This window comes from Halohasta sp. A2, from assembly GCF_056175805.1.
Window position 1 is genome coordinate 1 of record NZ_JAQFWV010000031.1, and the last position, 22,009, is coordinate 22,009.

32 protein-coding genes and 2 tRNA genes are annotated in these 22,009 nt (G+C 61.6%); 13 read left to right on the forward strand and 21 right to left on the reverse strand.

Annotation, left to right across the window (positions count from 1 at the left end):
* The first annotated feature begins 318 nt into the window (after positions 1–318).
* The 9 genes from O2S87_RS10375 (at position 319) to O2S87_RS10415 (ending at position 5,535) form a co-directional block, all read left to right on the forward strand.
* Positions 319–957, forward strand: coding sequence for a GvpL/GvpF family gas vesicle protein (locus tag O2S87_RS10375; protein ID WP_475408720.1), 639 nt, complete (start codon positions 319–321; stop codon positions 955–957).
* Positions 954–1,205 (forward strand): gas vesicle protein GvpG, encoded by a 252-nt coding sequence (gvpG, locus tag O2S87_RS10380; RefSeq protein ID WP_475408721.1) that lies wholly within the window; start codon positions 954–956, stop codon positions 1,203–1,205. Before O2S87_RS10375 ends, gvpG begins: the two co-directional genes overlap by 4 nt.
* Entirely contained in the window at positions 1,202–1,720 is a 519-nt protein-coding gene (gvpH, locus tag O2S87_RS10385; protein ID WP_475408722.1) for a gas vesicle protein GvpH, read from the forward strand. Before gvpG ends, gvpH begins: the two co-directional genes overlap by 4 nt.
* On the forward strand, positions 1,713–2,783 hold the full coding sequence (locus tag O2S87_RS10390) for a hypothetical protein (RefSeq protein ID WP_475408723.1): 1,071 nt from the start codon (positions 1,713–1,715) through the stop codon (positions 2,781–2,783). The genes gvpH and O2S87_RS10390 overlap by 8 nt, the downstream gene beginning before the upstream one ends.
* Positions 2,780–3,301 carry a gas vesicle protein GvpJ gene (gene gvpJ / locus O2S87_RS10395; protein ID WP_475408724.1) on the forward strand — a complete coding sequence of 174 codons (522 nt, stop codon included), beginning with the start codon at positions 2,780–2,782 and terminating at the stop codon, positions 3,299–3,301. Before O2S87_RS10390 ends, gvpJ begins: the two co-directional genes overlap by 4 nt.
* Positions 3,288–3,668: a gas vesicle protein K gene (locus tag O2S87_RS10400; protein ID WP_475408725.1), complete on the forward strand. Its 381-nt coding sequence runs from the start codon at positions 3,288–3,290 to the stop codon at positions 3,666–3,668. The genes gvpJ and O2S87_RS10400 overlap by 14 nt, the downstream gene beginning before the upstream one ends.
* Positions 3,665–4,516 carry a gas vesicle protein GvpL gene (gene gvpL / locus O2S87_RS10405; protein ID WP_475408726.1) on the forward strand — a complete coding sequence of 284 codons (852 nt, stop codon included), beginning with the start codon at positions 3,665–3,667 and terminating at the stop codon, positions 4,514–4,516. Before O2S87_RS10400 ends, gvpL begins: the two co-directional genes overlap by 4 nt.
* A complete protein-coding gene (gene gvpM / locus O2S87_RS10410; protein ID WP_475408727.1) occupies positions 4,494–4,868 on the forward strand; it encodes a gas vesicle protein GvpM in 375 nt (124 codons plus the stop codon). The genes gvpL and gvpM overlap by 23 nt, the downstream gene beginning before the upstream one ends.
* Before the next feature lie 220 nt (positions 4,869–5,088).
* On the forward strand, positions 5,089–5,535 hold the full coding sequence (locus O2S87_RS10415; protein WP_475408728.1) for a type IV pilin domain-containing protein: 447 nt from the start codon (positions 5,089–5,091) through the stop codon (positions 5,533–5,535).
* Positions 5,536–5,698: 163 nt separating this feature from the next.
* Here the strand turns inward: O2S87_RS10415 and O2S87_RS10420 are convergent.
* The 7 genes from O2S87_RS10420 to O2S87_RS10450 all read right to left on the reverse strand — a co-directional run bounded on the left by O2S87_RS10420 (position 5,699) and on the right by O2S87_RS10450 (position 9,795).
* Positions 5,699–5,769 (reverse strand) — tRNA-Pro (locus O2S87_RS10420).
* 27 nt (positions 5,770–5,796) lie between these two features.
* Entirely contained in the window at positions 5,797–6,165 is a 369-nt protein-coding gene (locus tag O2S87_RS10425) for a lycopene cyclase domain-containing protein (protein ID WP_475408729.1), read from the reverse strand.
* A 105-nt stretch (positions 6,166–6,270) separates the two neighbouring features.
* Entirely contained in the window at positions 6,271–7,122 is an 852-nt protein-coding gene (locus O2S87_RS10430; protein WP_475408730.1) for a UbiA family prenyltransferase, read from the reverse strand.
* Positions 7,123–7,211: 89 nt separating this feature from the next.
* On the reverse strand, positions 7,212–8,135 hold the full coding sequence (locus O2S87_RS10435; protein ID WP_475408731.1) for an RNA-guided pseudouridylation complex pseudouridine synthase subunit Cbf5: 924 nt from the start codon (positions 8,133–8,135) through the stop codon (positions 7,212–7,214).
* 21 nt (positions 8,136–8,156) lie between these two features.
* Positions 8,157–8,735: a (d)CMP kinase gene (gene cmk, locus O2S87_RS10440; protein ID WP_475408732.1), complete on the reverse strand. Its 579-nt coding sequence runs from the start codon at positions 8,733–8,735 to the stop codon at positions 8,157–8,159.
* Positions 8,736–8,844: 109 nt separating this feature from the next.
* On the reverse strand, positions 8,845–9,384 hold the full coding sequence (locus tag O2S87_RS10445) for a CBS domain-containing protein (protein ID WP_475408733.1): 540 nt from the start codon (positions 9,382–9,384) through the stop codon (positions 8,845–8,847).
* 54 nt (positions 9,385–9,438) lie between these two features.
* The gene (locus O2S87_RS10450) at positions 9,439–9,795 is read right to left on the reverse strand and encodes a DUF555 domain-containing protein (RefSeq protein ID WP_475408734.1); all 357 of its coding nucleotides are present in this window, start codon (positions 9,793–9,795) and stop codon (positions 9,439–9,441) included.
* 295 nt (positions 9,796–10,090) lie between these two features.
* Between O2S87_RS10450 and O2S87_RS10455 the strand changes: the two genes are divergently transcribed.
* Positions 10,091–10,261 carry a hypothetical protein gene (locus tag O2S87_RS10455; protein ID WP_475408735.1) on the forward strand — a complete coding sequence of 57 codons (171 nt, stop codon included), beginning with the start codon at positions 10,091–10,093 and terminating at the stop codon, positions 10,259–10,261.
* Positions 10,262–10,326: 65 nt separating this feature from the next.
* Positions 10,327–11,289 (forward strand): alpha/beta fold hydrolase, encoded by a 963-nt coding sequence (locus O2S87_RS10460; RefSeq protein ID WP_475408736.1) that lies wholly within the window; start codon positions 10,327–10,329, stop codon positions 11,287–11,289.
* A 9-nt stretch (positions 11,290–11,298) separates the two neighbouring features.
* On the opposite strand, the gene O2S87_RS10465 is transcribed toward O2S87_RS10460, so the two are convergent.
* The 8 genes from O2S87_RS10465 to O2S87_RS10500 form a co-directional block, all read right to left on the reverse strand.
* On the reverse strand, positions 11,299–11,709 hold the full coding sequence (locus O2S87_RS10465; protein ID WP_475408737.1) for a Zn-ribbon domain-containing OB-fold protein: 411 nt from the start codon (positions 11,707–11,709) through the stop codon (positions 11,299–11,301).
* Positions 11,706–12,872, reverse strand: a complete 1,167-nt coding sequence (locus O2S87_RS10470; RefSeq protein WP_475408738.1) for a thiolase domain-containing protein — start codon at positions 12,870–12,872, stop codon at positions 11,706–11,708. The genes O2S87_RS10465 and O2S87_RS10470 overlap by 4 nt, the downstream gene beginning before the upstream one ends.
* Before the next feature lie 244 nt (positions 12,873–13,116).
* Positions 13,117–13,884: a proteasome assembly chaperone family protein gene (locus tag O2S87_RS10475; protein ID WP_475408739.1), complete on the reverse strand. Its 768-nt coding sequence runs from the start codon at positions 13,882–13,884 to the stop codon at positions 13,117–13,119.
* A gap of 4 nt (positions 13,885–13,888) precedes the next feature.
* Positions 13,889–14,071 carry an RNA-protein complex protein Nop10 gene (locus O2S87_RS10480; RefSeq protein WP_475408740.1) on the reverse strand — a complete coding sequence of 61 codons (183 nt, stop codon included), beginning with the start codon at positions 14,069–14,071 and terminating at the stop codon, positions 13,889–13,891.
* A gap of 2 nt (positions 14,072–14,073) precedes the next feature.
* Positions 14,074–14,874 carry a translation initiation factor IF-2 subunit alpha gene (locus tag O2S87_RS10485; protein WP_475408741.1) on the reverse strand — a complete coding sequence of 267 codons (801 nt, stop codon included), beginning with the start codon at positions 14,872–14,874 and terminating at the stop codon, positions 14,074–14,076.
* A gap of 28 nt (positions 14,875–14,902) precedes the next feature.
* Positions 14,903–15,076, reverse strand: a complete 174-nt coding sequence (locus tag O2S87_RS10490; protein WP_475408742.1) for a 30S ribosomal protein S27e — start codon at positions 15,074–15,076, stop codon at positions 14,903–14,905.
* Between the two features lie 2 nt (positions 15,077–15,078).
* The gene (locus O2S87_RS10495) at positions 15,079–15,363 is read right to left on the reverse strand and encodes a 50S ribosomal protein L44e (RefSeq protein WP_475408743.1); all 285 of its coding nucleotides are present in this window, start codon (positions 15,361–15,363) and stop codon (positions 15,079–15,081) included.
* An 8-nt stretch (positions 15,364–15,371) separates the two neighbouring features.
* Positions 15,372–15,587, reverse strand: a complete 216-nt coding sequence (locus tag O2S87_RS10500) for a hypothetical protein (protein WP_475408744.1) — start codon at positions 15,585–15,587, stop codon at positions 15,372–15,374.
* Between the two features lie 28 nt (positions 15,588–15,615).
* On the opposite strand from O2S87_RS10500, the gene O2S87_RS10505 reads away from it, so the two are divergent.
* Positions 15,616–15,882: an HAH_0734 family protein gene (locus tag O2S87_RS10505; protein WP_475408745.1), complete on the forward strand. Its 267-nt coding sequence runs from the start codon at positions 15,616–15,618 to the stop codon at positions 15,880–15,882.
* A 21-nt stretch (positions 15,883–15,903) separates the two neighbouring features.
* Here the strand turns inward: O2S87_RS10505 and O2S87_RS10510 are convergent, their stop codons facing one another.
* The gene (locus O2S87_RS10510; protein WP_475408746.1) at positions 15,904–16,884 is read right to left on the reverse strand and encodes a YeiH family protein; all 981 of its coding nucleotides are present in this window, start codon (positions 16,882–16,884) and stop codon (positions 15,904–15,906) included.
* Between the two features lie 271 nt (positions 16,885–17,155).
* On the opposite strand from O2S87_RS10510, the gene O2S87_RS10515 reads away from it, so the two are divergent.
* A tRNA-Met gene (locus tag O2S87_RS10515) sits at positions 17,156–17,230 on the forward strand.
* A gap of 267 nt (positions 17,231–17,497) precedes the next feature.
* On the opposite strand, the gene O2S87_RS10520 is transcribed toward O2S87_RS10515, so the two are convergent.
* The 5 genes from O2S87_RS10520 to pabB all read right to left on the reverse strand — a co-directional run bounded on the left by O2S87_RS10520 (position 17,498) and on the right by pabB (position 21,900).
* Positions 17,498–17,917, reverse strand: a complete 420-nt coding sequence (locus tag O2S87_RS10520) for a Rieske (2Fe-2S) protein (RefSeq protein WP_475408747.1) — start codon at positions 17,915–17,917, stop codon at positions 17,498–17,500.
* 90 nt (positions 17,918–18,007) lie between these two features.
* Positions 18,008–18,706, reverse strand: a complete 699-nt coding sequence (locus tag O2S87_RS10525) for a hypothetical protein (RefSeq protein ID WP_475408748.1) — start codon at positions 18,704–18,706, stop codon at positions 18,008–18,010.
* Positions 18,707–18,765: 59 nt separating this feature from the next.
* A complete protein-coding gene (locus O2S87_RS10530) occupies positions 18,766–19,677 on the reverse strand; it encodes an aminotransferase class IV (RefSeq protein WP_475408749.1) in 912 nt (303 codons plus the stop codon).
* On the reverse strand, positions 19,670–20,326 hold the full coding sequence (locus O2S87_RS10535; RefSeq protein WP_475408750.1) for an anthranilate synthase component II: 657 nt from the start codon (positions 20,324–20,326) through the stop codon (positions 19,670–19,672). Before O2S87_RS10535 ends, O2S87_RS10530 begins: the two co-directional genes overlap by 8 nt.
* On the reverse strand, positions 20,323–21,900 hold the full coding sequence (gene pabB, locus O2S87_RS10540; RefSeq protein WP_475408751.1) for an aminodeoxychorismate synthase, component I: 1,578 nt from the start codon (positions 21,898–21,900) through the stop codon (positions 20,323–20,325). Before pabB ends, O2S87_RS10535 begins: the two co-directional genes overlap by 4 nt.
* Between the last annotated feature and the right edge of the window lie 109 nt (positions 21,901–22,009).

Sequence of the window (22,009 nt, forward strand, 5' to 3'; positions counted from 1 at the left end):
ACGATCGCCAGATAGCTGAGTTTGGCTCTCTTTTTGTCAACGCTACTGGATCGGTTGAGCAAATTATACTGCGGTGTCTTCGACCGATATCGATGACTGAGAGTGTGAGAATTCTTAGACAGGCTCTCTATACCCAGAAAAACGCGGGTTAGAACCATTCCAATATAACGGTATTCACTCTTTTGTACCAGTTGACCATCACTATTTAGCACGTCGGGGCCCAACCATTCACGAGAAACCGATGTCCCACGAATCGCTCCCCCCAGAAACCACGCTGAACCGCCGACTGACCCCTCGGTTCGGCCGTCGGGACTGCCGATGAGTACGAACCGCTACACCTACGGCGTTATCGAGCAGGCCCCACTTGATGTCGACGTCGCGGGTGTCGACGGCTCCGAATCGATCACAACCGTCGACTACCGGTCGCTGTCGGCAGTCGTCAGCGAGATCGAGACGATGGAGCCCGAACGGACCGACGAGAACGCCGCCGCCCACGACGAGGTGCTTCGGGCGGTCCTCCAGTCCGAGGGCGGCCGCACGGTCATCCCGATGCGGTTCGGCATGGTGTTTAAAAACGAAAAAACGCTCAAAAACATCCTCCGAAACGGTCACGTTGCCTTCCGGCGGTCGCTCAACGATCTCGACGGGATGGTCGAACTCGGTGTCAAACTCGTGACGAAGGACGAGGCGACAGTCGACCGCCCTGCTGTCGTCGAGAATGTCGCCACGCGGCTCCGCGAGGTGGCCGACACCGAGGCTGGCAACGAGCTGTACAGCGACCGGCTGGTGTTCAACCGATCGTATCTCGTCGAGCGCGACGCACAGACGGCGTTCGACGACGCCGTGAGCGAGATTACAGACGAGTACGGCGATGATCTCCACGTCCAGTACAACGGGCCGTGGGCCCCCTACAACTTCGTCGACATCAATATCGGCGCGGAGGGCCAGCGATCATGATCGTCGTCGACGACCTGCTGATCAACCCGTTCGTCTCCATCGTCGAAGCGATCCACTCGATGGCGATCAGCGAGATGTACAACATCGCCGAAATCCAAAACGAGATCAAAGAAAACAGGCTGCTGTACGAGCTCGGCGAGCGGTCGGAAGCCGAGTACGAACGTCTGAACGACGACCTCGAAGAACAGCTCGAAATCGCGCGTGAAGCACACGAACAGACGCGCGGCAAAGTCGAGGTCATGCGATGACAGACATCCCACCCTCTGACGACCGGGATGATGACCACTCGGACCGACCCGAGTCAGGCGAGCCAGACGCCCGACGAGGCGGCGTTTCGGGGCTGCTCAGACAGCTCCTCGAAACGATTCAAAAACTCGACGAGTCCGGACGATCCGTTGAACGAGGCGCGGGCCATCGGGAGTCGGCCAATACGGCGTTCCAGTACGAGTATAGCGTCAATCTGGGCCTCGGAGGCGCTGAGAGGACCGACAGCACTGCCGCGGACACAGCACCGGACCACCCCGTTAGCGTCCAGGAAACGCTCGACGGCGCAAGTGTGACCGTCGACCTCCCGGTGGTCGACCCCGAGTCGCTCCGGGCTGGCGTGACCGGTCGACGGCTGACGGTGGCCGCTGGCGACGAGCAACTGGCGCGCGTCACGCTGCCCGAAGACGACTACTCGGTCCGGACGGCCACCTACAACAACGGCGTCCTGGAGATCCGACTGGACCACAGCGATTCGGAGGTCGCATTCGATGACTGAGTCGGACGACAAGTCGCTCGACGTGGACGCGGTCGACGACCTCGGCGATTTCGACGACTTCGGTGATCTGGGCGATCTCGATAGCGTCGACGATCTCGATACAGACACCCTTCCAGATGTCAGTGAGCTCGATCTCTCACAGCTTGGGCCACTCGTCGGGCTGGCCAAATCGATACTCGAATCGGTGACAGAGGGCGACGAGGACCCCGAAAAGGGCAAGCTCCAGGCGCTTTTGCATCTCGTAAACCTGATCCAGGACGTTCTGAAAACGACCGACACCGACGAACTGCTTGATACCCTCGACCTCGACGACCTCGATTCGGTCGTCGATCTCGACTCGCTTCCCGAGGCGCTCGAATCCGGCGAGCTCGGCGATGCAGTCGAACTCAAAAACCTCCGCAAACTCATCGAGTTCGGCCAGCTGTGGGACGCCGTCGACCTCACCGAACTCATGGGGTCGAAAGGCGATATTTCGGACACGATCGGCTCGCTGACTGGCGACGAGGAAGGAAAGGATGGCGGGCTGTTCGACGGTCTGGAGATGGATGATCTCACCGGCAGTGACGACGAGGAGGGCCGAATGGGTGCTCTCACGGACCCCGAAATGATTCAGGCGGCGACGCAGGCCCAACTCGACAGCGCTATCGACGGCTTTCGGGAGTTGCTGGTCGAAACCCACGCTCGACTCGACGAGCTTCGCGCGGCGAACCAAGCGCGGTTCGATGGAGTCGACCAGCCCAGTTCGCGGAACCCCACTGCCTTTTCGACACTGACGACACATCGTGGCCCACCAAAAGACGCCTCCAGAGCCTCGACGGTGCCACGAAACGTCCGGCACTCGACGGGGCCGAGTCGACGCCGGATCTACGGCAGACGGTTCGACACACTCATGACCGAAAAACAAGCCGATAAAAAAGCCGCAGAGGATGAATCAGTCGACGAACAATCGGACCGTGAGGAGGCAGTCGACGAGGAGCGGGCAGACACACATACTGCTGACGAACAGACAGCCAACGAACCGGCTGCCGAGGAGACGGCTGATGAGAGGGGTGACGAGCGATGAGTGGCGCTGGCCCAATGCGCACGAAGGACTCACTCGCGGATGTTGTCGAGATGCTCCTGGACAAGGGAATCGTCGTCAACGCCGATATCATCGTCACCATCGGCGAGACTGAACTCCTGGGAATCCATCTCCGGGCAGCAATCGCTTCCTTCGAGACGGCCGCCCAGTACGGCCTGGAGTTCCCCGACGGCACCGATACGGATCGAATCAACGAGATCACGGGTCGGCGGAACCACCTCGAAACGATTCGAGCAACTGGCGGCGAGCCCGACATTATCGACGAAGACGACGAAACCGCGACGTGGACCGTCCGGCCGCCGGTGGCAGTCCCCGCTGGGTCGAGACACGAACCAGCCCATTCGGGCGAATCCGGTGAAGCCAGCGAATCGAGTGATCCGAGCAACGCAGACGAAACCAACGAGTCAGCTTCATCGGGCGACGAGGAATCGGAGTCCGACGGTTCAGCGTCGACCGATGCATCCGACAAAGAGTCCGAGGAAAACGATGGAGACGATTAATCTCGACGGCGAGGAGGCCAGCGACGGATTATTATCGCTGGTGATCGCGATCGTCGAACTGCTCGTCGAGGCGCTCGAAGGGGAAGCGATCCGTCGGATGGAGTCGGGTTCGCTAACCGATGCCGAAATCGAGCGGCTCGGGAGCCAGCTGGCCGCACTTCACGACGAACTCGACCGGCTCAAAGCCGACACGGGAATCGAAGACGACGTTTCTCGTCTTCGAACCTCCCTCTCGCATCTCGTCGAGGACGCCATCCACAGCGTCGACGAGGAGTCTCAGCCGGGATTCTCGTTTCTCGAAGACCTCGGGACGCCATCGGCCGAGCGCCCGGTGGCCGACTCGTCGACACCGGAGGATCTGGAATGAGTGAGATCGAACAGGGCCAGTATCTGTACTGCCTGGTTTATATACCATCAGCCGACCTCTCGGGCGAGGGGTGGTCGACCGAAGGGATCGACGACGAACCGGTGTCGGTCGTTACCGCCGGTGATGTGGGTGCGGTCGTCCACGCCTGCGACTCGCTGTACGACACCGACGATCCACAGACGATCCAACGGTGGCTCCTGGCGCACCAACGGGTCGTCGACGAGGCAGGCAAGGCGTTCGACACACCGATCCCGTTTCAGTTCGATACGATCCTGACCGGCGGCGAGCGGGCTGTCCGCGAGTGGCTTCGGTCGGAAGCCGATCGGCTCGAACCCGAGTTGTCGGCGCTCGCCGATCACTGGGAGTATCGCGTGGAAGTTACTCATCACGAAGACGCCCGCGCCGAAATCGCCGCGGCCGACGACGAGTTGTCACGGCTCCGCCAGCGAATCGACGACGCTGAGTCGGGCACCGCGTATCTGCTCGAACAGCAGTACGATTCCCAGCTGACCGACCGACTCCGCCAGCATCGCCGCCAGCAAACCCGCTCGCTCGCCGACCGGATCGCCCCCCACGTCGACGCGCTCGAATCGCTCGGTGCCCGGCGGTCGCTCAGCGTTGAGATCGACTCAGATCAGGTCGACCGCGCTACGAAGTCCGAGCCGATCGCTCGGTTCGCGGTGCTGGCGACCGACGACGGGGCCGAGGCGTTGGGCGAGGAACTCGACGAGATCGCTTCCGAACCCGGCGTCGAGGTGCGGTTCACCGGACCGTGGGCCCCCTACACGTTCGCCCCGGAGATCGACAGTCAGGGAGGTGAGACCGGTGGAGCCGACCGCCGACAGTGAGGACGTGATCGTCGACCTCTTGGATGTCCTTCTCCAACGGGGCGTCGTGCTCGAAGCCGATGTCGTCATCGGCATTGCCGACATTCCGCTCGTCGGGATCAAGCTCCGGGCGGCGATCGCGGGGCTGACGACGATGCGTGAGTACGGCATGTTCGAGGAGTGGGATCTCCAGCAGCGTCGACAGCGCCGGTCGCACGCGCCCATTCCGGGCGGCTCGCTCACCGGTCGACCGAACCCCCGACGTCCGCGCGAGCCCGAAACCGAGCCCACGGTTGCCAGTGGTCGGCCAGCCGACAGTCGGCGGCCAGAGAATCGGTCGACGGAGCCGAAAAGCGACGACAAACAGACGTGAGTGTACTGTACAATCGCTCCCGTTGAGTACAGAATGTGGGTGCCCCTTCTTATCGAATTTGAGAATACCGCGAAAACCTATAAGTATGCTTGAGAGCAAGTAACCATCAACCACATAAGACAACGGTGACCACCGCAATGCGAGTGGCGTACCTGACCCGCGGATCAGTCGCTCGCGATGGGCTCTGGAAACTGTTGCACAACTGTGGACCACTCCAACAATGAATTTCAAAGAACTATTCAATACGGAAGAACGAGCGGTGTCCCCAGTTATCGGGGTCATCCTGATGGTGGCGATTACAGTCATTCTCGCGGCCGTTATCGGTTCGTTCGTTCTTGGACTCGGTGATCAGGCGTCGACCAGTACCCCGTCAGCATCGCTCGACTTCGACTTCACGGACGATCGAAACGTTACGGTCTCGCATGAAGGCGGAGATACACTGGACAACAGTACGATCAAGCTCACTGTCGCTGGTGATGAATTCAATGAGGACCAATATAAATGGGGTAATAACGACGGAGAAATCTCTGCAGGAAGTGAGATGGATTCCGAAGATAACGATGAATGGGGCGGAGAAGCTGATTACGACGAAGGTGACACGGTCCGAGTTGTGTGGGAAGACGGTGGCAGTTCCAACACGCTCGGTTCGGGCGAGTTCCCTGAGTAATCGAACCTTTACGCTATTTTTTCGGGTATAGTCGATAGCAAGGTTACAAGTACTCAGTGAAAATTGGAGTAGTATCCACATATAAACAGCTCGCAGTTTTGCCAATCACAGACATAGTATCAGTAAAAATAGCGGCTTTCGAACGATTGTCTAAAATTTATTATGGGACCGCCGAGAGTCGAACTCAGGTCCTACGGACCCCATCCGCAGAGGATACCACTACCCCACGGTCCCGCATGCAAAGCGATGCGAGCGAGTTGTTTAACTGCTTCGTTTCGTCGACCCGGCCCCCTCGTGCGGTTTGCCAGCCGTCGACACGCCATCCGACTCGCTTTTCTCACACAGCGTCTCGTGAACACCGATCACCATCGACGGCACGACGAGCATAAAGAGGTGTTCTTCGAGCGGAATCCCGGCGATGTCGACGCCCGTGCGCAGGGGAATCTCGAAAACCCCCACGTCTAGCGTGTAGCGATCCCAGAGGTAGCCGATGGGATACAGCGCGAGCACTGTCCGGGCGGCACGGCGTTCTGATCCGCTCCGCCGGAGCAACACGGCGGCCACCGCACCCCAAAACAACTCGGTGACGAGGTAGGTGTACCGTCCGAACATCGAAATGTCGTGATTCATTGACGAGTGTGGGTTCCGCGGGTGGAAAAAGCTCCGGGCGAATTCGACGTCTCGACCGGTGAAACACCATCGACCCCGAACGAACAGCCTCACCAGAACTGCCAGCTACTGAAACGGCCGAAACCACGCGGCGACGACCAACACGGCCAAAAAGAGGTACGAACCCCGGATCAACAGCATCGTCGCGTGTTTCTCGTCGGCCTGCCGAGAAATCACGAACACAGCCCCGAACGCTACGGCCGCGAGCGCGGCGGTCGACGGAAACACCCCGACGCCAGCCAGCCCCACCACCGTCGCCATCCCGGCGAGCATCAACAAGTGTGCGAACTGTCGCGCGCGCTGTCGACCCAGTACCACCGCGACGGTTCGTTTGCCGATCGACCGATCGTACGCGTAGTCGGTCGCGTCGTCGACCGTTTTGATCCCACAGAGAATCGTCGTGAACACCAGCGCGTAGGCGATGACGGCGGGCGTCAGCGTCGACGTCTGGACGTAAAACCCACCGAGAAGCGCGATTCCGATCCCCGCGGGGTAGCCCGCGGTCGCACCGATGGGGTTCATATCCAACTGTGGGGCGTGGAGGTACCCGATCAGCCAGCCTGGCAGCGTTATCAGCGCGGCGATCGGGTCGACGAGATACCACAACGCAGCACAGCCCACGAAAAACAGAACTGACGCCCCGATGAGACCAACCCGACAGCCCAGCGCCGACAGCGGGTGGTCGTCGTCCTCGCCGCGAACGTAGAAGTCGACGTAGCCGTCCTTGAGGTGAGCGACGTATAAGGCGCAGAAGGCGGTCGCCATGTGCAGGGCGGCAAGCGGAGCCGAAAAGTCGACGGCAAGCACGGCCCCGAACGCCGAGGCGGCCACCGGTGGCAACATGAACACAGGGTGGATCTGCGAGCCGAACGCACCGAGCGCCGCAGTCGGTCCGGTCCCGTGGCGAGCGAGAGACATATGACTACATTGCAACATTTCCGCAAAGAGTGTTCCCCCGGATTCGGCTGTCTGTCAGCCAACGCGACGGGTTGGCGACGACTCCTGAATCAAATCAACACGCGTTCGAGTTCAACCGCGATACCGCGGTCGGCTTCGGGGTCACCAGCCATCGTTCCCAGACAGACCGCGCTGCCGTCGGGCGTATAGCAGGCGACGAGCGCGCCGTGGGCGATATCGTCAATATCCTTGTCGACGCTGATCACGCCGGGGGCGTAAACGGGTGCGCCGGTGGCGACCGACCGGGCCGCCGACGGTGCGATCTCGACGCGCGGGAGGTGTGTCAGCGCACGCTCGGCCGGCGAGACGACCTCGCGCAGGAGGGTTTCGTCGCCCTCGCGGGCGAAGACGAGCGCGTCGGTGAACTCTTGGAGGTTCACGAGCGAGGAGTCGTCGAAGGGATCGGTCGACGTCCGGCGGAGATGGCCCATGTGGGCACCGGTTCCGAGCGCGAGACCGAGGTCGTGACAGAGTTTGCGGATGTAGGTGCCGCTCTCGCATTCGACCCGGACGAGCGCCTGGCGGTCGGTCAGATCGAGCAGGTCGAGTTCGTAGATCTCCCGAACGCGGAGTCGGCGCGAGACCGCGCTTTTGCGCGGCGGTTTCTGGTAGAGCGGTGCCTCGAACTCCGAAAGCACGGCTTCGAGGTTCGTGGGCGCAGGACCGTGGAGTTCGAGCACCGAGACGTACTCCTTGTGGCCTTCGAGAAACACCTGGGCCATGCGGGTCGCCTCGCCCAACAACATGGGCAGACAGCCCGTGACCTTCGGGTCGAGTGTGCCGGCATGGGCCGCCCGGTCGACGGTCGGTCCGTCGACTGCGAGATCGTCGACCGCATCGCTCGCGAGATCACGAACCCAGCCGGCGACCTGGTGGGCCGACGGACCGACGGGCTTGTCGAGGTTGACGACGCCGAACGCGAGCAGTTCGGCCGCCGAGCGCTCGTCGGGTGGGGAACGAAGCGGGTCAGTCATTTATAAAGCCTCGTCGCATCGTTAGAAATCGTAGACAACGTCCTCAACGGGCGCTTTCCCCTCATCAACGGCCGGATCGTACGCGTCGACGGCGGTCGCGAGAACCTCCTGCATCGGTTTCGGACCCCAGCGGGCCGTGTTGCAGGTGATATCGTAGATCGTGAGGTCTCGAATGTCGATGTTGTAGTATTCCTTGTAGCGAAGCGCTTCGCTGTTCTCACGGCGCGTCGTCTCGGTTCGGGCGAGTTCGACGCGTTTGTCTTCGCGGTCGGCGATGCGCTCGGCGCGGATCTCCTGTGGGGCGTCGAGCCAGATCTTGACGTCCGCGTGGTCGCCCGACAGCCAGCCAGCCAAACGGGATTCGAGGAGAATATCGTCGCGCTCGACGGCGATTTCGTACAGTCGACGGTCGAGATCCCGGTCGATCTGTTCGTCTGTTTCGGCGAGTTCGTTGAACTCGACGGGCGTGTAGCCCCGCTCGGCGGCGAGCTCGCGGAAGATGTCGCCGCCACTGACGTGGTCGAGGGAGAACCGCTCGGCCAACGCGGCGGCGTTCGTACTCTTGCCGCTGCCGGGCGGCCCAGAGACGGTTAGTAACATACAGTGTCTCCGAGCGTCCGGCTAAAAGAGATTGTCCTTCCGCCTTGCCGTCGAGCGTGGTGACCACACCCACCCGCGCGGTCGACCTGACTCGAGAGTCGAGAGAGAGCTACGACAGCTGGGCAGCGATATCGGCTTCGGTGATGATGCCGACCGTCTCGCCGCTGTCGGTCACCATCACGGCCTTGTAGTGCTCCAACAGGTTCCGAATCTCGTCGACGGTCGCATCAGTCGCAACTGTGGGAAACGACTCGCTCATCACTTCGGTCACGGGGTGGTCTCCCACGTCTTCGCCGGCGCGAATCACGTCGCTCTGGCTGATCGAGCCGACCGGAATCCCGTTTTGGAGCACCGGAAGCTGCGAGTAGGCCTCGGCTTTCATCGTCTCGATCGATTCGCGAACCGAGTCGTCGGGCGCGACGTGAATCACCTCTTTGTGCATTAGATCCGCTGCCCGCACGACTTCCCCTTCAGCCTCGTCGAGCGCGTTGACGATGCGACGAAGCGTCGACAGCCGGGGGTCGACGTCGCCGCCCTCGATTCGGGCGATCAACGGCTGGGAGACACCCGCCGACTCGGCGAGCGAGCTCTGGGTCAGCCCGAGGGCCGTCCGGCGTTCTCTGAGGTCCTGTGGCGTCGGCAGTTCCATAGCTGCTATTACTCGAAGTTATTTGAAAAGCTTTCGTCGGTGGCAGATCCGGTGCTACTCGTCGTTGCCGTCGGTCTCGATGACGTCGATCACCGACAGCGGCACATCTCTGAGCGCGCCACCGACTTCGCTTTTGGCGATCCGAGAGGCGTGTTCGACGCTGTCGGCGTTGAAAACGTCGATCTCCAAGACGAGCCCCACCAGCGCGGTGTCGGCGGCGATGAACGCCGAGTCGAACGGCTCGCCACAGGCCGGACAGCCAGTGACGCCGACTTCGACGTCGACGTACTCCTTGTTCTTCTGATTGAGGCGCTTGCCAGCCGAACTCACCGCAACCCCGATCGCATCATCGATATCCTCGACATCGCGGACCAACCAGGCGGCTTCCATCGCAACGAGATAGTTACTCATTACAGTGACCAAGCGCCCGAGGGTTTCGTGTCTTGTGGTTCACGGTGCCCACGAGACTCGGTCCCACGAGCCACGACACTGCGCGCCACAAATAGGCGCAAGCCAAGGGCGGGTTTCTCATAAGTTATAGCGATGTAGCTAGTGGGCCACGCTGTTTACGAACGAGCCGTCACCAAAGCACCACGTTGGTTGGAGTCGGTCCAACTCTACTTTAATCGCATGACTGCGCGGGGGTACTCCGAACCAGCGGGACGGCACATTTATATACAGGTGGAAGAGCCTCACACTTACGGTCATGATAGAAACGGTTTCGCGGTTCACCGTATTTGCCCTGTACCAGTTCACCGTCGTTCTCGGTATCCTGCTGCTGCCGGTCGCGCTCGTCGCCCGACGGGCCGGGATCAACCTGCCGATCGGTGATCTCATCGAACGACTCGACTCGGCGTACGATCAGACAGCGAGCTAACGAAATCGATCGCGGCTACGCGTTGTCGAGCTAATTACTATACTTCTGCTCGCCGAATGGGTAGTATGTCCTTCCGCACGCTATTCGGTTCGGCTCTCGCTGGCGTCGGTAGTCTCGTCGCGCTCAACCGTCGACTCCGAGCACGCGCTGGTGAACTGCCATCCGCACTCGACGGTCGACAGGAAACCTACAGATGGCGTGGACTCACCGTCGCCTACACCGAGGCTGGCGATCCGGAGGATCCGGATCTCGTCTTGCTCCACGGCATCAACGCCGCCGCCTCCAGCGGCGAGTTCCGTGAGGTGTTCGACCGGCTCGCCGACGAGTACCACGTCGTCGCGCCGGACCTTCCGGGGTTCGGTCGTTCGGATCGGCCGCCGCTGCAGTACTCGGCGACCCTGTACACCGAGTTCGTCGACGACTTTCTAGCCGAGTTCGACTCGCCAGCAGTGATCGCCTCGTCGCTGACAGCCGCTCATACGCTGGCCGCGCTCACCGAGGGGCGAAACAACCACACGCTCAGTGACCTCCTGCTTATCTGTCCGACCGCCATCGCTGGCCCGCACCCCCCCAAACAGTGGCTCAGAGAGCTGATTCGAGCCCCTGTCATCGGCGAGGGGCTGTACAACCTCATCGCGTCGAAACCGTCGATCCGCTACTTCAACGCGGATCACGGCTACTACGATCCAACCAAGGCCACCGAGGAGTGGCAAGCCTACGAGTGGCAGACCGCCCACCAGCCGAACGCGCGGTTCGCCCCCGCCTCGTTCGTCAGCGGCTATTTAAATAGCGACGTCGACCTTGCGGCGGCAATACGGTCGCTCGACGTGTCGACGACGATCGTCTGGGGACGCGACGCCGACATCACGCCGCTGTCGGATGGCCGCACACTGGCCGACGAGGCGGACGCGACGCTCGTTGTGTTCGACAAATCGTATCTTCTCCCACACGTCGAGTTCCCCGCCGAGTTCGTCGACGTGGTCGACGACTGGGTCGACGCCGAACCTGCTGTGCAAACAGCCACGTAAGAAGTCCAATCAGGCAGGCCGGAAGACGACGAGCCGATCGTCGGTCGTCTCGCGCTGTTCGACACCCACACGCACCTCGTCACCAACGTCGACCCGTTCGTGGTCTATACCTCGCACGACGCCGGTGAGTTGGACCGGCCCGAACTCGACGACCGCGCTCACGTAGGGCGTGTCGTCGGCAAACGCCGAGGCAGCGACGTGGACCACCGTGTAGCTCACGACGGTTCCCGTCTCGGGGAGTCGCGTTCGAGAGAGCTCCGTCGACCCCGAGTGGGGACAGATCAACCGAGGCGGCAACGAGCCATCTCCGTCGGGTGATTCGAGATAGAACCCCTCGCCGGCCTCGATGGCGGCGAGCCACTCGTCGTAGGTCGCCGGTCGATCGTCACTCCGGTCGGGTGTCGGTGAACTCGCTGTCATCGGTCGACCTCCAGAACGTGGACGACCGCACTGGCGACCGTCCCACCTGCATTCTGTGCAACACCGACGGTGGCCCCCGCTACCGCATCGCTGTTGGGGTGATCACCCCGAAGCAAGCGCGTGATCTCGACGATCTGACTGCCGCCGGTCGCACCCACCGGATGACCTTTCGCTTTCAATCCACCCGAGAGATTGATCGGAATCTCGCCGTCGGCGGTCGTCCGACCTTCGCGGGCGGCTGAAATCCCCTCACCCGGCTCGAACAGGCCGAGCGATTCGATGGCCAACACCTCGGCGATCGTAAAGCAGTCGTGGACCTCGGCGAAGTCGACCGCGTCGGCCGTGATCGACGCGTCCGCGTACGCCTCCTCGGCGGCGGCCGTCGTCGCGGGCGTCTGTGCCATCGTCTCTCGATCCTGGAGCGCGAGGTTGTCGCCGCCCTGTCCACTGCCAGTGATCGACACCGGGGCGTCGATCCCGTGTTCGTCGGCGTACGCCTCGGAAACCAGCAGGACAGCGCTCGCCCCATCGGTGATCGGACAGGCATCAAACAGGTGCAGCGGCGTGGCAACCGGCGGGCTGTCGAGGGCCTGGTCGACGCTGATCTCGCGTTGGTACTGGGCGAACTCGTTGTCGACGGCGTTGGCGTGGTTTTTGACTGCGATGTGTGCCAGATCCTCGCGGTCGCCGGCGAAGCGCTCGAAGTAGGCCCGCGCCATCAGGGCGTACGCACTCGGGAACGTGACCCCCGCGCGCACCTCGTACAGTTCGTCGGCCGCAATCGCCAGCGCAGCGGTCGCCTTCCCGGTATCGAGCGTGGTCATCCGCTCCATTCCACCCGCCAAAATCACGTCGGCCTCCCCGGATCGGATTGCCCTGACTGCCTCGCGGACCGCGACACCCGACGAGGCACACGCCTCCTCATAGCGTGTCGCCGGACAGGTCAGACCGGCGGCTTCGGCCATCAGCGGGGCCTGGTGGCCCTGGTGCTCGGCGAGTGCGCCCATGAAGTTGCCGTAGTTGAGCTGCTCGACCGCGTCTCGGTCGACGCCCGCATCCTCGAAGGCGGCGAGTGCGGCCGCCGCGAACAGCTCACGCCCGGCACGGTCGCCGTGAGCTCCGAACGGCGTGAGCCCGACACCGGCAACACGAACAGTGGTCATACCGACTCCTCGTACTGAGCGTGGTAAAAGCTTGGCTCAGTCCGACTCACCGGTCTCACCGCGTGACAACTGTGCCGACCGGTCGACGAATCTACCGCTCTTCCAGTGAGGAGTAGGCAGAGGTTACTGGTGAGTAAACAGTAGCTACTATCGTTAGGTAACGGATAAAGCGGGAAGATTGGGGAGGAGAAACGGGGATAACTCGACACAAAACCGAGAATCGAGACGGAGATGGAGCAGCGACTCAGCCGATGTACCGGAGTTCGTCGTCCGGCAGCACCTGCTGTTGTTGCTGGGACTGCATCTCTTGAATCTTCCCGACGACCTCTTCCATCTCCTCAGCGCGATCTTCCAGCGAGCTCATGTCGACTTCGAAGCCGAGAACGTCTTCGAGGACTTCGAGAACGGCCTGTGCGCTTTTCGGGTCGACCAGATAGCCGCTGGTTTCGCCCATCAGACAGGTGGCGTCGATGTCGCGGCGCTCGCCGAGGCCCAACAACAACCCACTCACGCCAACGATGCCGCCAGCAGGTTCATCCGAGCGGAACTCGACGCCCGCCTCTCCGAGCGGTTCTTTCAAGTCGGCGTTCGTGACCGCTCCGAGAACCGTGTACTCCTCTACGAGTTCGCCGGTCGGAACCCCACCGAGTGCGTAGGCGCGGTCGACGCCGAATGACTCGGCCACATCGAGAAACGCGGTGGTGAGCCGGTAGTGGCCAGCGTTCGTCGAGGCCTGGTGGTCGCCGGTCAACACGAGCAGGTCCGGCGTCTCGTCGGGCGTTTCGATGGCGTGAAACGAGGCCGCCGTCAGATCGGTGACGCCCTCGTCGTCGACCGTTACTTGTGGGGGAAACTCCTCGGCGTAGACGCGACGGACGAGTTCGCTGTCGAACTCCTCGACGAGGTGTTCGGCGACGAGCTTGCCGATGTGGCCGACACCCGGCAGTCCTTCGATGAGAACCGGATCACGGAGCGAGCGCTCTGCAACGTGTTCGATGTCGATCTCGTTCATGCACCTACTCGCGTACGCGCCGCTTAAGAGACCGTCGGTACTCGCCGTACGGGTCTTCCGGACTAAACGGCGCTGGTGCGCTGTTCTCGGTCCGTGCGTCACACACCGGACACGTCTCGCCGAGACTGTACACCGGCCGGTCGTGTTCGGTCTCCCACTCGGCGCACACACGAATATCAGATTTCATCCCTACTCGTCGTCTTCGCTGCGTTCGCGGTGGTAGCGGGCCGAGCCACCGGCGGCCTCGATAGCCGTTTTGGCACGGTCGGCGCTGGCTTCGAGTTCCCGCTCGGCAGTCTTGTAGTCGGGCGCACGGACCTTGATCCGGTACTCCGGTGAGCCCACGTACGACACCGTGAGTTCGATCTCTTTGGGGATCTCGCCGTTGCCTTCGGCGGCCTTGAGTGCCTCTTTGACCGCGTCGACGCCCTCGGGCGAGGGGCACTCGAGGTCGACGTACCCCGAGACGTTGACGTACGGGACAGAAACGTTCTCGCGGGCAGTTTCGACGATAGCGTCGATCTCCTCGTCGCTGAGGTCGGTGTCTTCGAGCGCTTCCTCGCCGTGGATGGCGGCCGCCTCGAAGGCGTCGTACAGCGTCTCGAACTCCGCGAGCAGGGCATTGGCGACCGCGCCGTAGGTCTCGTCGTCGACCTCCTCACCAAGCGCAAGCAGCATCCAGTTGTCGGCCTTCTGCTCGTTTTTCCACTCCTGGATTTTTTCCTTTCGCTGGTGCTCGTTGACGTCCTTGATCGAGAGATCGATCTGCTGGGCGCCCTCTTTTACTTCCAAGACTTTGGCGACGACCGTCTGTCCTTCGCGGACGTGGTCGCGGACGTTCTTGATCCAGCCGCTCGCGACCTCGCTGATGTGGGCGAGCCCGCGTTTGTTCTCGTACTCTTCGAGGTCGACGAAGACGCCGAAGTCGGCGATCTCGTCGACTTTGCCGACGACGAGGTCACCCGGTTCGGGCCAGCCACTGTATTTCATGAATAAATATCCTTCAGTCGGGGTGAAACTATCGAGCCTCGACGGTCTCGACGATTTCGTGGTCGATCTGGGCCATTCCGCCGGTGGGGACTGCGAGGGTCGTCCCGCAGACCGCACAGCTGACCGCGGTCGCGGCCTTGCCGAAGACGATCTGTTCGTTCTCGCAGTCGCCGCATTTGACGCGGATGTAGGTTCCTGCCATGATTACTCCTGGAAGACGAGTCGGCCAGCACGCCATCCTTTGCGCATGTGTGCCTTGCCGCACTCGCTGCAGCGGTATTTGAGGTTCGTCTTTTTCGTTGGCTTGTCGCCACCGGGAACCTTCGAGAACTTGCCGGCGTTACCGATCGTCGACTTCGCGCGGCGGCGCTGGCGATCCTGGACCTTCTTCATCCCGGTCGAGCGGCCGGTTCGGACCTTCTCGACCTCGTGTTCGTAGTGCGAATCGCAGTGCGGACAGTACGTATTCATTCGGCGTGGCATTTCCATAGTGAGATCTACCTTGCCGGAGGTTTGGTATGGGCCGTTAAAACCCGTTTGGTTCGAACCGCCGCTCGGCAGCCGGTTTCGTGGGGTTCGCTCACACAGACCCGTCGACTCGTCTCGAGAGTTCCGTAATCCAGTGCCCGACCGAGACCGTCGACGCCGAGTCCGACCGAGACCGTCGACACGGCGTCAGCTGGGGCCAGTGTTTGCTGTTGCATCGAAGCCATTAAGCCGCAACCGCCCGCTGTTCGGGGTATGCAACAGCTCATCGTCAACGGCGACCCCGGCATCCGCAAGGGTGCGATCATCAACTACGATGGGGACGAACAGGTCTGTTTCGGCATCCAGCGCCAGGGTGACTGGCACGGTCCCGAGGAGGTCCAGCTGTGGTGTACGATCGGCACCGAAGACGAGCGCGAAGCCTACGACAAACGCCAGTACGTTCCACACTGGCTGGAGGTCGACACCATCGACGCCGAGGCCCTCGACGTTGTCAAAGCTCGCAGCGAACTCTCGGTCTGATAGAGAACCGTTTTTGTTTGTTTAAAACAGCAGCATCAGTACGGCCAGCGACAGCGTACTGCCGATTATCAACGACACCAACACGACGAGGATCGGTCGGAGTCCGGTGTTTCGGAGTTGGTCCAGATGGATTTCGCTCCCGAGTCCAACGAACGCGAGGCTGAACAACCAGCTGTAGGCGGTGTCGATCGTCGAAAGCTGTGTCGGCGAAAACAGACTCAGGCTTGCAAACACGGCGAGGGCGAGAAATCCAAAGACGAACGTCGGAAACTCATCCCAGAGCGTTCGCGCCGAGAGTCGACCGTCGGTTTCGGTTCGGGCGTAGGAGGCAGCGTAGGCAATCACGACAACCCCGATCAGCGCGTTTCGAGTGAGTTTCGTCAGCGTCGCCCACTGCCCGGCCGTCTCCGAGTAGCTTACTCCCACGGCGACGACCGGCCCCGTCGAGAACATGCTGACACCACTCCAGATACCGAAAACGACATCGGAGAGCCCGAGCAGTTCGCCAGCAACCGGGTAGACGACGAGCGTCATCGCGTCGAACAACAGGACGGTGGCCGCCGCGTACGCGATATGGTCCTCTCGTGCGCGAACCGCACCAGCAACCCCGACGACCGCCGACACCCCGCAGATCCCAGCGCCCGCCGCGAGCAACGAGCCGAGTTTCTCGTCGAGACCAACACGGCGTGAGAGTCCCTCGACAACGCCGATGGTCAGCGCGGCTACTGACACGACGATCACTAGGACAATGAGTCCGGCCTCACGGATCGTCCCGAGCGTGAGCGACGCACCCATCAACACGATTCCGGCCGCAAGCCAGAAGTCGTGTGTCGCAAGTCCCGGCCGATAGCGGCCCGGAACGCCGGGGCCGTTTACCAGTATGGCTCCGAGCCCGATGGCCACAAGTAGCGAAGGAACGCCGGTAACCGATTCGACGGCTCGTGCGAGTACCGCCCCCACACAGAGCACACCGATACCCGGAAGCAGCCGTTTGAGTCGCATCATGACCTCGATGTACCTGTCGACACCACTGAGTCGACACCGTATTGGCCGGCGCGTGTGGGACGGCGTCGGCCTGCCCAGACGACAGCAGCGCGGTACCACCAGTGATCGGTCGACATCTATCTGGGCTCACACACGGCGGTCATAATTGGGTATCGATTATGTCGGAGAGCGTCGACGATGGGGTTCGTGCGAGCCACTCACTCGGTCAAAACTGCCATACAGCGGTTGAATCATAACTCTTAACCGTAACTATGGCATTCGCTATGATAGCGGGATGGGATAGCCAGGAGATTCCGCCGGGCTCATAACCCGGAGATCGGTAGTTCAAATCTACTTCCCGCTATATTTCTTGGACTCACACTACATCGCCGAGTATTGGCTCGGCATAAATTCCCGAGTCCGTGTGGATTGCTCGGAATGGATTTGAAGTAAACAACGACGGAGCGAAGCGACCGAAGTCGGCGTAGTTCAAATCCACGCCTCGCTATACTAACAGACTGTTTTTACAGCAGTTCGTTCCTGATCGTCGGCACCAGTGTAAGAGCTACTGTATTCAATAGCTATAGTGTACCAACTGTCGACACAGTTTCTCCCTCAGCAATCCGCGCATTCAGAATTTGTAGTTCGATGTCGACCCCAGATCGGCCGCGTCAGTCTCGATCGCGCCGGTTCCGACGAACTCGTACTCATTGTCTGTCAGATGGACTGCGCCGTCAGCTACCTCGATCTCCACTTCATTTAAAAAGGCACCCTCACACGGCCCGAACGTACAGCGGCCGGAGTCGGCCTCGAAGTATGCGCCGTGATTGGTGCAGATCACTTCTCCGTTGCGCATCTCGGCACCCGATCCCTTGTCGAGTTTGATATGTGTGTAGTGTTGGCAGTAGTTGAGCCAGCAGGCGATTCCGTCGTCGTCGCGGACCAAAATCGCCTCGCGTTGTTCCTCGCTGTCGACGGGCCGCACCCGAAACAACAGGGTCGTCTCGTCGGGGACCTCGTCGGTCGACGTAATTCGGCTCGTGGCAGTCATTATCGGTGGTTGCGACTGATTCGTGTTAACTGTATTCTCTCGGATGGTCGGCTTTGGTTCGGATACATTTTCGAAACGAGAGTAGTCAGATCACCAGTCAGTTGGAAGCCGTTTGTAGCTCCGCCCCAAGACAGCGAAGCCAAGCAGAATCATGAGTAGCGAGATCAGCGCTTCGACAGTGTCACCGCTGCGGAGATAGTGTCGCTGTGTCTCAACGATCATCACGTATCCAGCATCCGTCTCGATAATTCGGTTTGCATCTGCGAGTGGCTGATCGGTCTGAAGTTCTCCCAGGGAGAGCGCAAGCCGGGCAGGGGGTGAGAGCTGATCCGGTGAGACAGCGACCGATTCGACGACGGTGTCGGCGTCGACCGGCTCTAAAGCGAGCCTCTCGGTCGACGGTGAACCGTCGAGAGAACGGTGATAGTAGTTCGACTCGCCATCTGTCGGATGGTACGTGTACTGCGTATCGACATGAATCGGGATTACGGAGGTATTGAGACTGAGCGTCCCCTGCTGAACGCGTTCTCGCTCGTACGCACACTCCGCAAGGGACCGCCACGCAGAACAGGCGATTCCGTCGATCGGTTCGTCGCGGGAGGATTCACCCTCTGCCTCGATCGTCCCATTTTCGACCTCCACCTGTTCAGTAGCGTACGTGTGAGACGACAGATCGAGATCGAGCACTGGAAGATAGAGCGGGTTCACGATCAAAAGTATCGCAAACAGCACGCTCAGGCCGATTTGTTGTCGTTGAGTCGATGGCCAGTTCGATAGACGGAGACCCATACTCAAGAGTTGTCATACAACTGTATAATCATTCAGGAATCAACGTCCATGTAAACTGTTCAACGATAGTAAGTCGACTCGATTCGGGCGTCGAACACTCCCGACAGCAGTCTCGTCACGGGTCTGGCGGCCGTTCCCGTCGACTCACTCCCAATGGACTCGTCACCGACCGACAGGCCGTCGACGGTTTCGACCGGCCGAAGCTCCCAGGTCGAGTTCGTCAGAAACACCTCGTCGGCACGCCGAACGTCGCCAGGCGTGTACTGGCCTTCTTCGACTGGAATCCCTTCCTCGCGGGCGAGTTCGAGCACCACGCGCCGGGTGATCCCCGGCAAGACGGGCCCGTCGAGACTCGGGGTGCGGAGGGCGTTGTCGCGGACGAAAAACAGGTTGCTCGTCGCCCCCTCGGTGACGTGGCCCTCGGTGTCGACCATCAGTGCCTCGTCGGCCCCTGTCACCCGGAGTTCGAGCCGGGCGAGAATCCCATTGAGGTAATTGTGGGTCTTCGCTCGCGCGGGAATCGACGCGTCGGGGACGCGCTTGGTTCTGACCGTCTGGAGCGTGGCCGGACCGTCCCAGACCGGCTGACTCCCGCGGCCGCCGCGGGGGAGGCCACTAACGATGACGACGACCGTTGGGTCGACTGCGGTGTCGGGCGTCAGCTTGCCGGGCTGGACGCCGCGGGTGATCGACAGCCGAACGTAAGCCTCGCGAAGCTCGTTGGCCGCCAGCGTCTCGTCGACGCGCTCTCGAAGGTCGCCTGCCGAGAGGTCGTGCTCCAACCCGAGGACCTCGAAGGTCCCGGCCAGCCGATCCATATGGGCGTCCCACTCGAACACCTCGCCGCCGTAGGCGCGCATTGTCTCGAACGCCGCATCGCCGTATAAAAATCCCCGATCACGGACGTTGACTGTCGCCTCGCTGGCCGACACGAGGTCGCCGTCGACGTGATATAACAGCTCCTCAGTCATCGCTGGCCTCCCCAGACAGGCGAACGAAGTTTTCGACCATCCGCTTGCCGTCGTCGGTTAGGATGCTTTCGGGATGGAACTGGACGCCAAAGTGAGGTTTGGTACGGTGGCGAACTCCCATGACAACCTCGCGTTCGTCGGTCGTCTGGGCGGTTTCGATCAGTTCGTTCGGAAGGTCGACGCGGTCGACACACAATGAGTGATACCGACCGACTCGGAGCGACTCGGGCAGCCGTTTAAATAGTCCCTCGCCATCGTGGCTGATCTCGGAGGGTTTGCCGTGCACCACATCGGGTGCATGACCAACGGGCGCACCCAGCGCCGCACACATCGCTTGGTGGCCGAGACAGACGCCGAATATCGGCCGATCGAGTTCGAATACCTCCATCGAGATTCCGGCCGATTGTGGTGTGCCCGGCCCCGGCGAAAGCACGATTCCATCGGGATCGAGTCGACGAATCGCCGCGAGGTCGACCGCGTCGTTTCGTCGGACGGCGACCTCCCCGGCGAACTCGCCGACGTACTGGACGAGGTTGTAGACGAACGAATCGTAGTTGTCGACGACGAGAATTCGGGGGCCATCGCCGACGTTCCCGGCGACGACACCCGCCGCGCGATCCCGCCCCAACTCTGGCTCGGCGGCGGTCATTCGGTTGCCTCCTCGATGGTCAGTCGACCGGACTCCAACGCCTCGTCGATGGCGGTGACGAGAGCCCGTCCTTTGGCCATTGTTTCGTCGTACTCGTCGTCGGGGTCCGAATCGTGGACGATCCCAGCACCGACACGAAGCTGATAGCTGTCTTCGTGCCGTGTTAGGGTCCGAATAATTATATTGAGGGTCGCCCGGCCGTCGAAGCCGAAGATTCCCATGCTTCCGGTGTAGGGGCCGCGCTGGGTGGGCTCCAACTCGTCGATGATCTCCATCGTTCGCGGCTTCGGCGCGCCGGTAATCGTCCCGCCGGGGAACACAGCGGCGATCGCGTCGGCCAGTGAGCGATCTTCTCGGAGGTCGCCGTTTATAAGCGAAACGAGGTGCATCACCTCGGAGTAGCGGTCGACCCGACGGTACTCGCTGACCTCGACGCTGCCAAACTCGCTTACTTTGCCGAGATCGTTGCGTTCGAGGTCGACTAACATCGCGTGCTCGGCGCGTTCTTTTTCATCCGACCTGAGATCTGCCTCCAAGGCGCTGTCGGCTTCGGGGGTGCGACCACGGGGGCGCGTCCCAGCGATGGGTTCGGTGAGCAGGTTGTCGCCGTCGCGCTCCAAGAGGAGTTCCGGGCTCGCACTGACGAGGTCGACGCCACTCCAGCGATCCCCATTGCGGCCCGAAAACTCCAGCAATCCAGCGTAGGGCGCGGGATTGACCCGGCGGAGCGCGTCGTAGGCCTCGACCGGGTGGACCGCCGCTGGCGCACTGAGTCGCTGGGAGATGTTCGCCTGAAACGTATCGCCCTCACGGATGTAGTGTTTGACCCGCCGGACTCGCTCGGCGAACGCCGCCCGGCCGCAGTCGCTTTCGAACTCGGCTTGGGAGACGTCTACCGGCGGCGATCCAACCGACGGGTCGGCGTCGACGGCCGCTCGGGCGAGAGCAGTCGCTCGCTCGAGGGCTGCGTCGTAGCACTCATCGAGCGCCGCTTGCCCCATCCGGTCCGTCTCGTCAGGCAGCCGTTGACAGCACGTAATGTGTAGCGTCACCGACTCCTCGCACGGTTCCTTCCATGCGGCCACACAGTCGAAGACACTGACTTGCAGACGGGACAACCCCCGGTCGTCGACGGCCGACTCGGGCAGCGTTTCGAGTTCACGTGCAATGTCGTAGGAGAGCCAACCGAAGGCCCCGCACGGATACGGTACCGAACAGTCCCCGCGGATGAGCGTTTCGCCATCCAACAGTCCGTCGAGGGCGGCCAGCGACGGGGTGTCTCGCCGGTAGTCACCCATCGCGCTGGTTTCGCCGGTCCGTTCGCGGTCGGCGACGACTGCGACAGGAGAGACGGTGAGTCGGTCGACCGGCTCGACAGCGAAATATCCCCAACCGGATTGGCCCCCCGTGGTTTCCAGAAAGACGCCGCCGGGGCCGTGGCGGGCACGGCGATAGGCCCTGAAGGGGTCTGCAACGTCGATCTGCACCTCGATCGGGACGCGGGCACCCGGTGGCGCATCAGCGGCCACCGACCGAAAGGAGGTCCGATCAGTGACGACGGTCGGTGTCGGCATACTGCCAGTGAGTGGCCGCCTGCGGGTAACAGTTTCGCGATTCAGCGCAACAGCGAACTGACAACTGAAAATGTCGAAAGAAACGTGAATCTGATCTGCATGAGAACCG

Excerpts from the sequence above, each read along its gene's own strand:
- O2S87_RS10455 (WP_475408735.1), top strand. The coding sequence starts at position 10,091 with ATGATAGAAACGGTTTCGCGGTTCACCGTATTTGCCCTGTACCAGTTC.
- O2S87_RS10530 (WP_475408749.1), bottom strand. The coding sequence starts at position 19,677 with ATGACTGAGGAGCTGTTATATCACGTCGACGGCGACCTCGTGTCGGCC.
- gvpL (WP_475408726.1), top strand. The coding sequence starts at position 3,665 with ATGAGTGAGATCGAACAGGGCCAGTATCTGTACTGCCTGGTTTATATA.
- O2S87_RS10500 (WP_475408744.1), bottom strand. The coding sequence starts at position 15,587 with ATGGCTTCGATGCAACAGCAAACACTGGCCCCAGCTGACGCCGTGTCG.
- O2S87_RS10535 (WP_475408750.1), bottom strand. The coding sequence starts at position 20,326 with ATGACCGCCGCCGAGCCAGAGTTGGGGCGGGATCGCGCGGCGGGTGTC.
- O2S87_RS10495 (WP_475408743.1), bottom strand. The coding sequence starts at position 15,363 with ATGGAAATGCCACGCCGAATGAATACGTACTGTCCGCACTGCGATTCG.
- pabB (WP_475408751.1), bottom strand. The coding sequence starts at position 21,900 with ATGCCGACACCGACCGTCGTCACTGATCGGACCTCCTTTCGGTCGGTG.
- O2S87_RS10490 (WP_475408742.1), bottom strand. The coding sequence starts at position 15,076 with ATGGCAGGAACCTACATCCGCGTCAAATGCGGCGACTGCGAGAACGAA.
- O2S87_RS10480 (WP_475408740.1), bottom strand. The coding sequence starts at position 14,071 with ATGAAATCTGATATTCGTGTGTGCGCCGAGTGGGAGACCGAACACGAC.
- O2S87_RS10435 (WP_475408731.1), bottom strand. The coding sequence starts at position 8,135 with ATGACTGACCCGCTTCGTTCCCCACCCGACGAGCGCTCGGCGGCCGAA.
- O2S87_RS10425 (WP_475408729.1), bottom strand. The coding sequence starts at position 6,165 with ATGAATCACGACATTTCGATGTTCGGACGGTACACCTACCTCGTCACC.
- O2S87_RS10400 (WP_475408725.1), top strand. The coding sequence starts at position 3,288 with ATGGAGACGATTAATCTCGACGGCGAGGAGGCCAGCGACGGATTATTA.
- O2S87_RS10485 (WP_475408741.1), bottom strand. The coding sequence starts at position 14,874 with ATGAAATACAGTGGCTGGCCCGAACCGGGTGACCTCGTCGTCGGCAAA.
- O2S87_RS10390 (WP_475408723.1), top strand. The coding sequence starts at position 1,713 with ATGACTGAGTCGGACGACAAGTCGCTCGACGTGGACGCGGTCGACGAC.
- O2S87_RS10450 (WP_475408734.1), bottom strand. The coding sequence starts at position 9,795 with ATGAGTAACTATCTCGTTGCGATGGAAGCCGCCTGGTTGGTCCGCGAT.
- O2S87_RS10510 (WP_475408746.1), bottom strand. The coding sequence starts at position 16,884 with ATGCGACTCAAACGGCTGCTTCCGGGTATCGGTGTGCTCTGTGTGGGG.
- gvpJ (WP_475408724.1), top strand. The coding sequence starts at position 2,780 with ATGAGTGGCGCTGGCCCAATGCGCACGAAGGACTCACTCGCGGATGTT.
- O2S87_RS10470 (WP_475408738.1), bottom strand. The coding sequence starts at position 12,872 with ATGACCACTGTTCGTGTTGCCGGTGTCGGGCTCACGCCGTTCGGAGCT.
- cmk (WP_475408732.1), bottom strand. The coding sequence starts at position 8,735 with ATGTTACTAACCGTCTCTGGGCCGCCCGGCAGCGGCAAGAGTACGAAC.
- O2S87_RS10525 (WP_475408748.1), bottom strand. The coding sequence starts at position 18,706 with ATGGGTCTCCGTCTATCGAACTGGCCATCGACTCAACGACAACAAATC.
- O2S87_RS10505 (WP_475408745.1), top strand. The coding sequence starts at position 15,616 with ATGCAACAGCTCATCGTCAACGGCGACCCCGGCATCCGCAAGGGTGCG.
- O2S87_RS10460 (WP_475408736.1), top strand. The coding sequence starts at position 10,327 with ATGTCCTTCCGCACGCTATTCGGTTCGGCTCTCGCTGGCGTCGGTAGT.
- O2S87_RS10430 (WP_475408730.1), bottom strand. The coding sequence starts at position 7,122 with ATGTCTCTCGCTCGCCACGGGACCGGACCGACTGCGGCGCTCGGTGCG.
- gvpG (WP_475408721.1), top strand. The coding sequence starts at position 954 with ATGATCGTCGTCGACGACCTGCTGATCAACCCGTTCGTCTCCATCGTC.
- O2S87_RS10415 (WP_475408728.1), top strand. The coding sequence starts at position 5,089 with ATGAATTTCAAAGAACTATTCAATACGGAAGAACGAGCGGTGTCCCCA.
- O2S87_RS10475 (WP_475408739.1), bottom strand. The coding sequence starts at position 13,884 with ATGAACGAGATCGACATCGAACACGTTGCAGAGCGCTCGCTCCGTGAT.
- O2S87_RS10520 (WP_475408747.1), bottom strand. The coding sequence starts at position 17,917 with ATGACTGCCACGAGCCGAATTACGTCGACCGACGAGGTCCCCGACGAG.
- O2S87_RS10465 (WP_475408737.1), bottom strand. The coding sequence starts at position 11,709 with ATGACAGCGAGTTCACCGACACCCGACCGGAGTGACGATCGACCGGCG.
- O2S87_RS10375 (WP_475408720.1), top strand. The coding sequence starts at position 319 with ATGAGTACGAACCGCTACACCTACGGCGTTATCGAGCAGGCCCCACTT.
- gvpH (WP_475408722.1), top strand. The coding sequence starts at position 1,202 with ATGACAGACATCCCACCCTCTGACGACCGGGATGATGACCACTCGGAC.
- O2S87_RS10445 (WP_475408733.1), bottom strand. The coding sequence starts at position 9,384 with ATGGAACTGCCGACGCCACAGGACCTCAGAGAACGCCGGACGGCCCTC.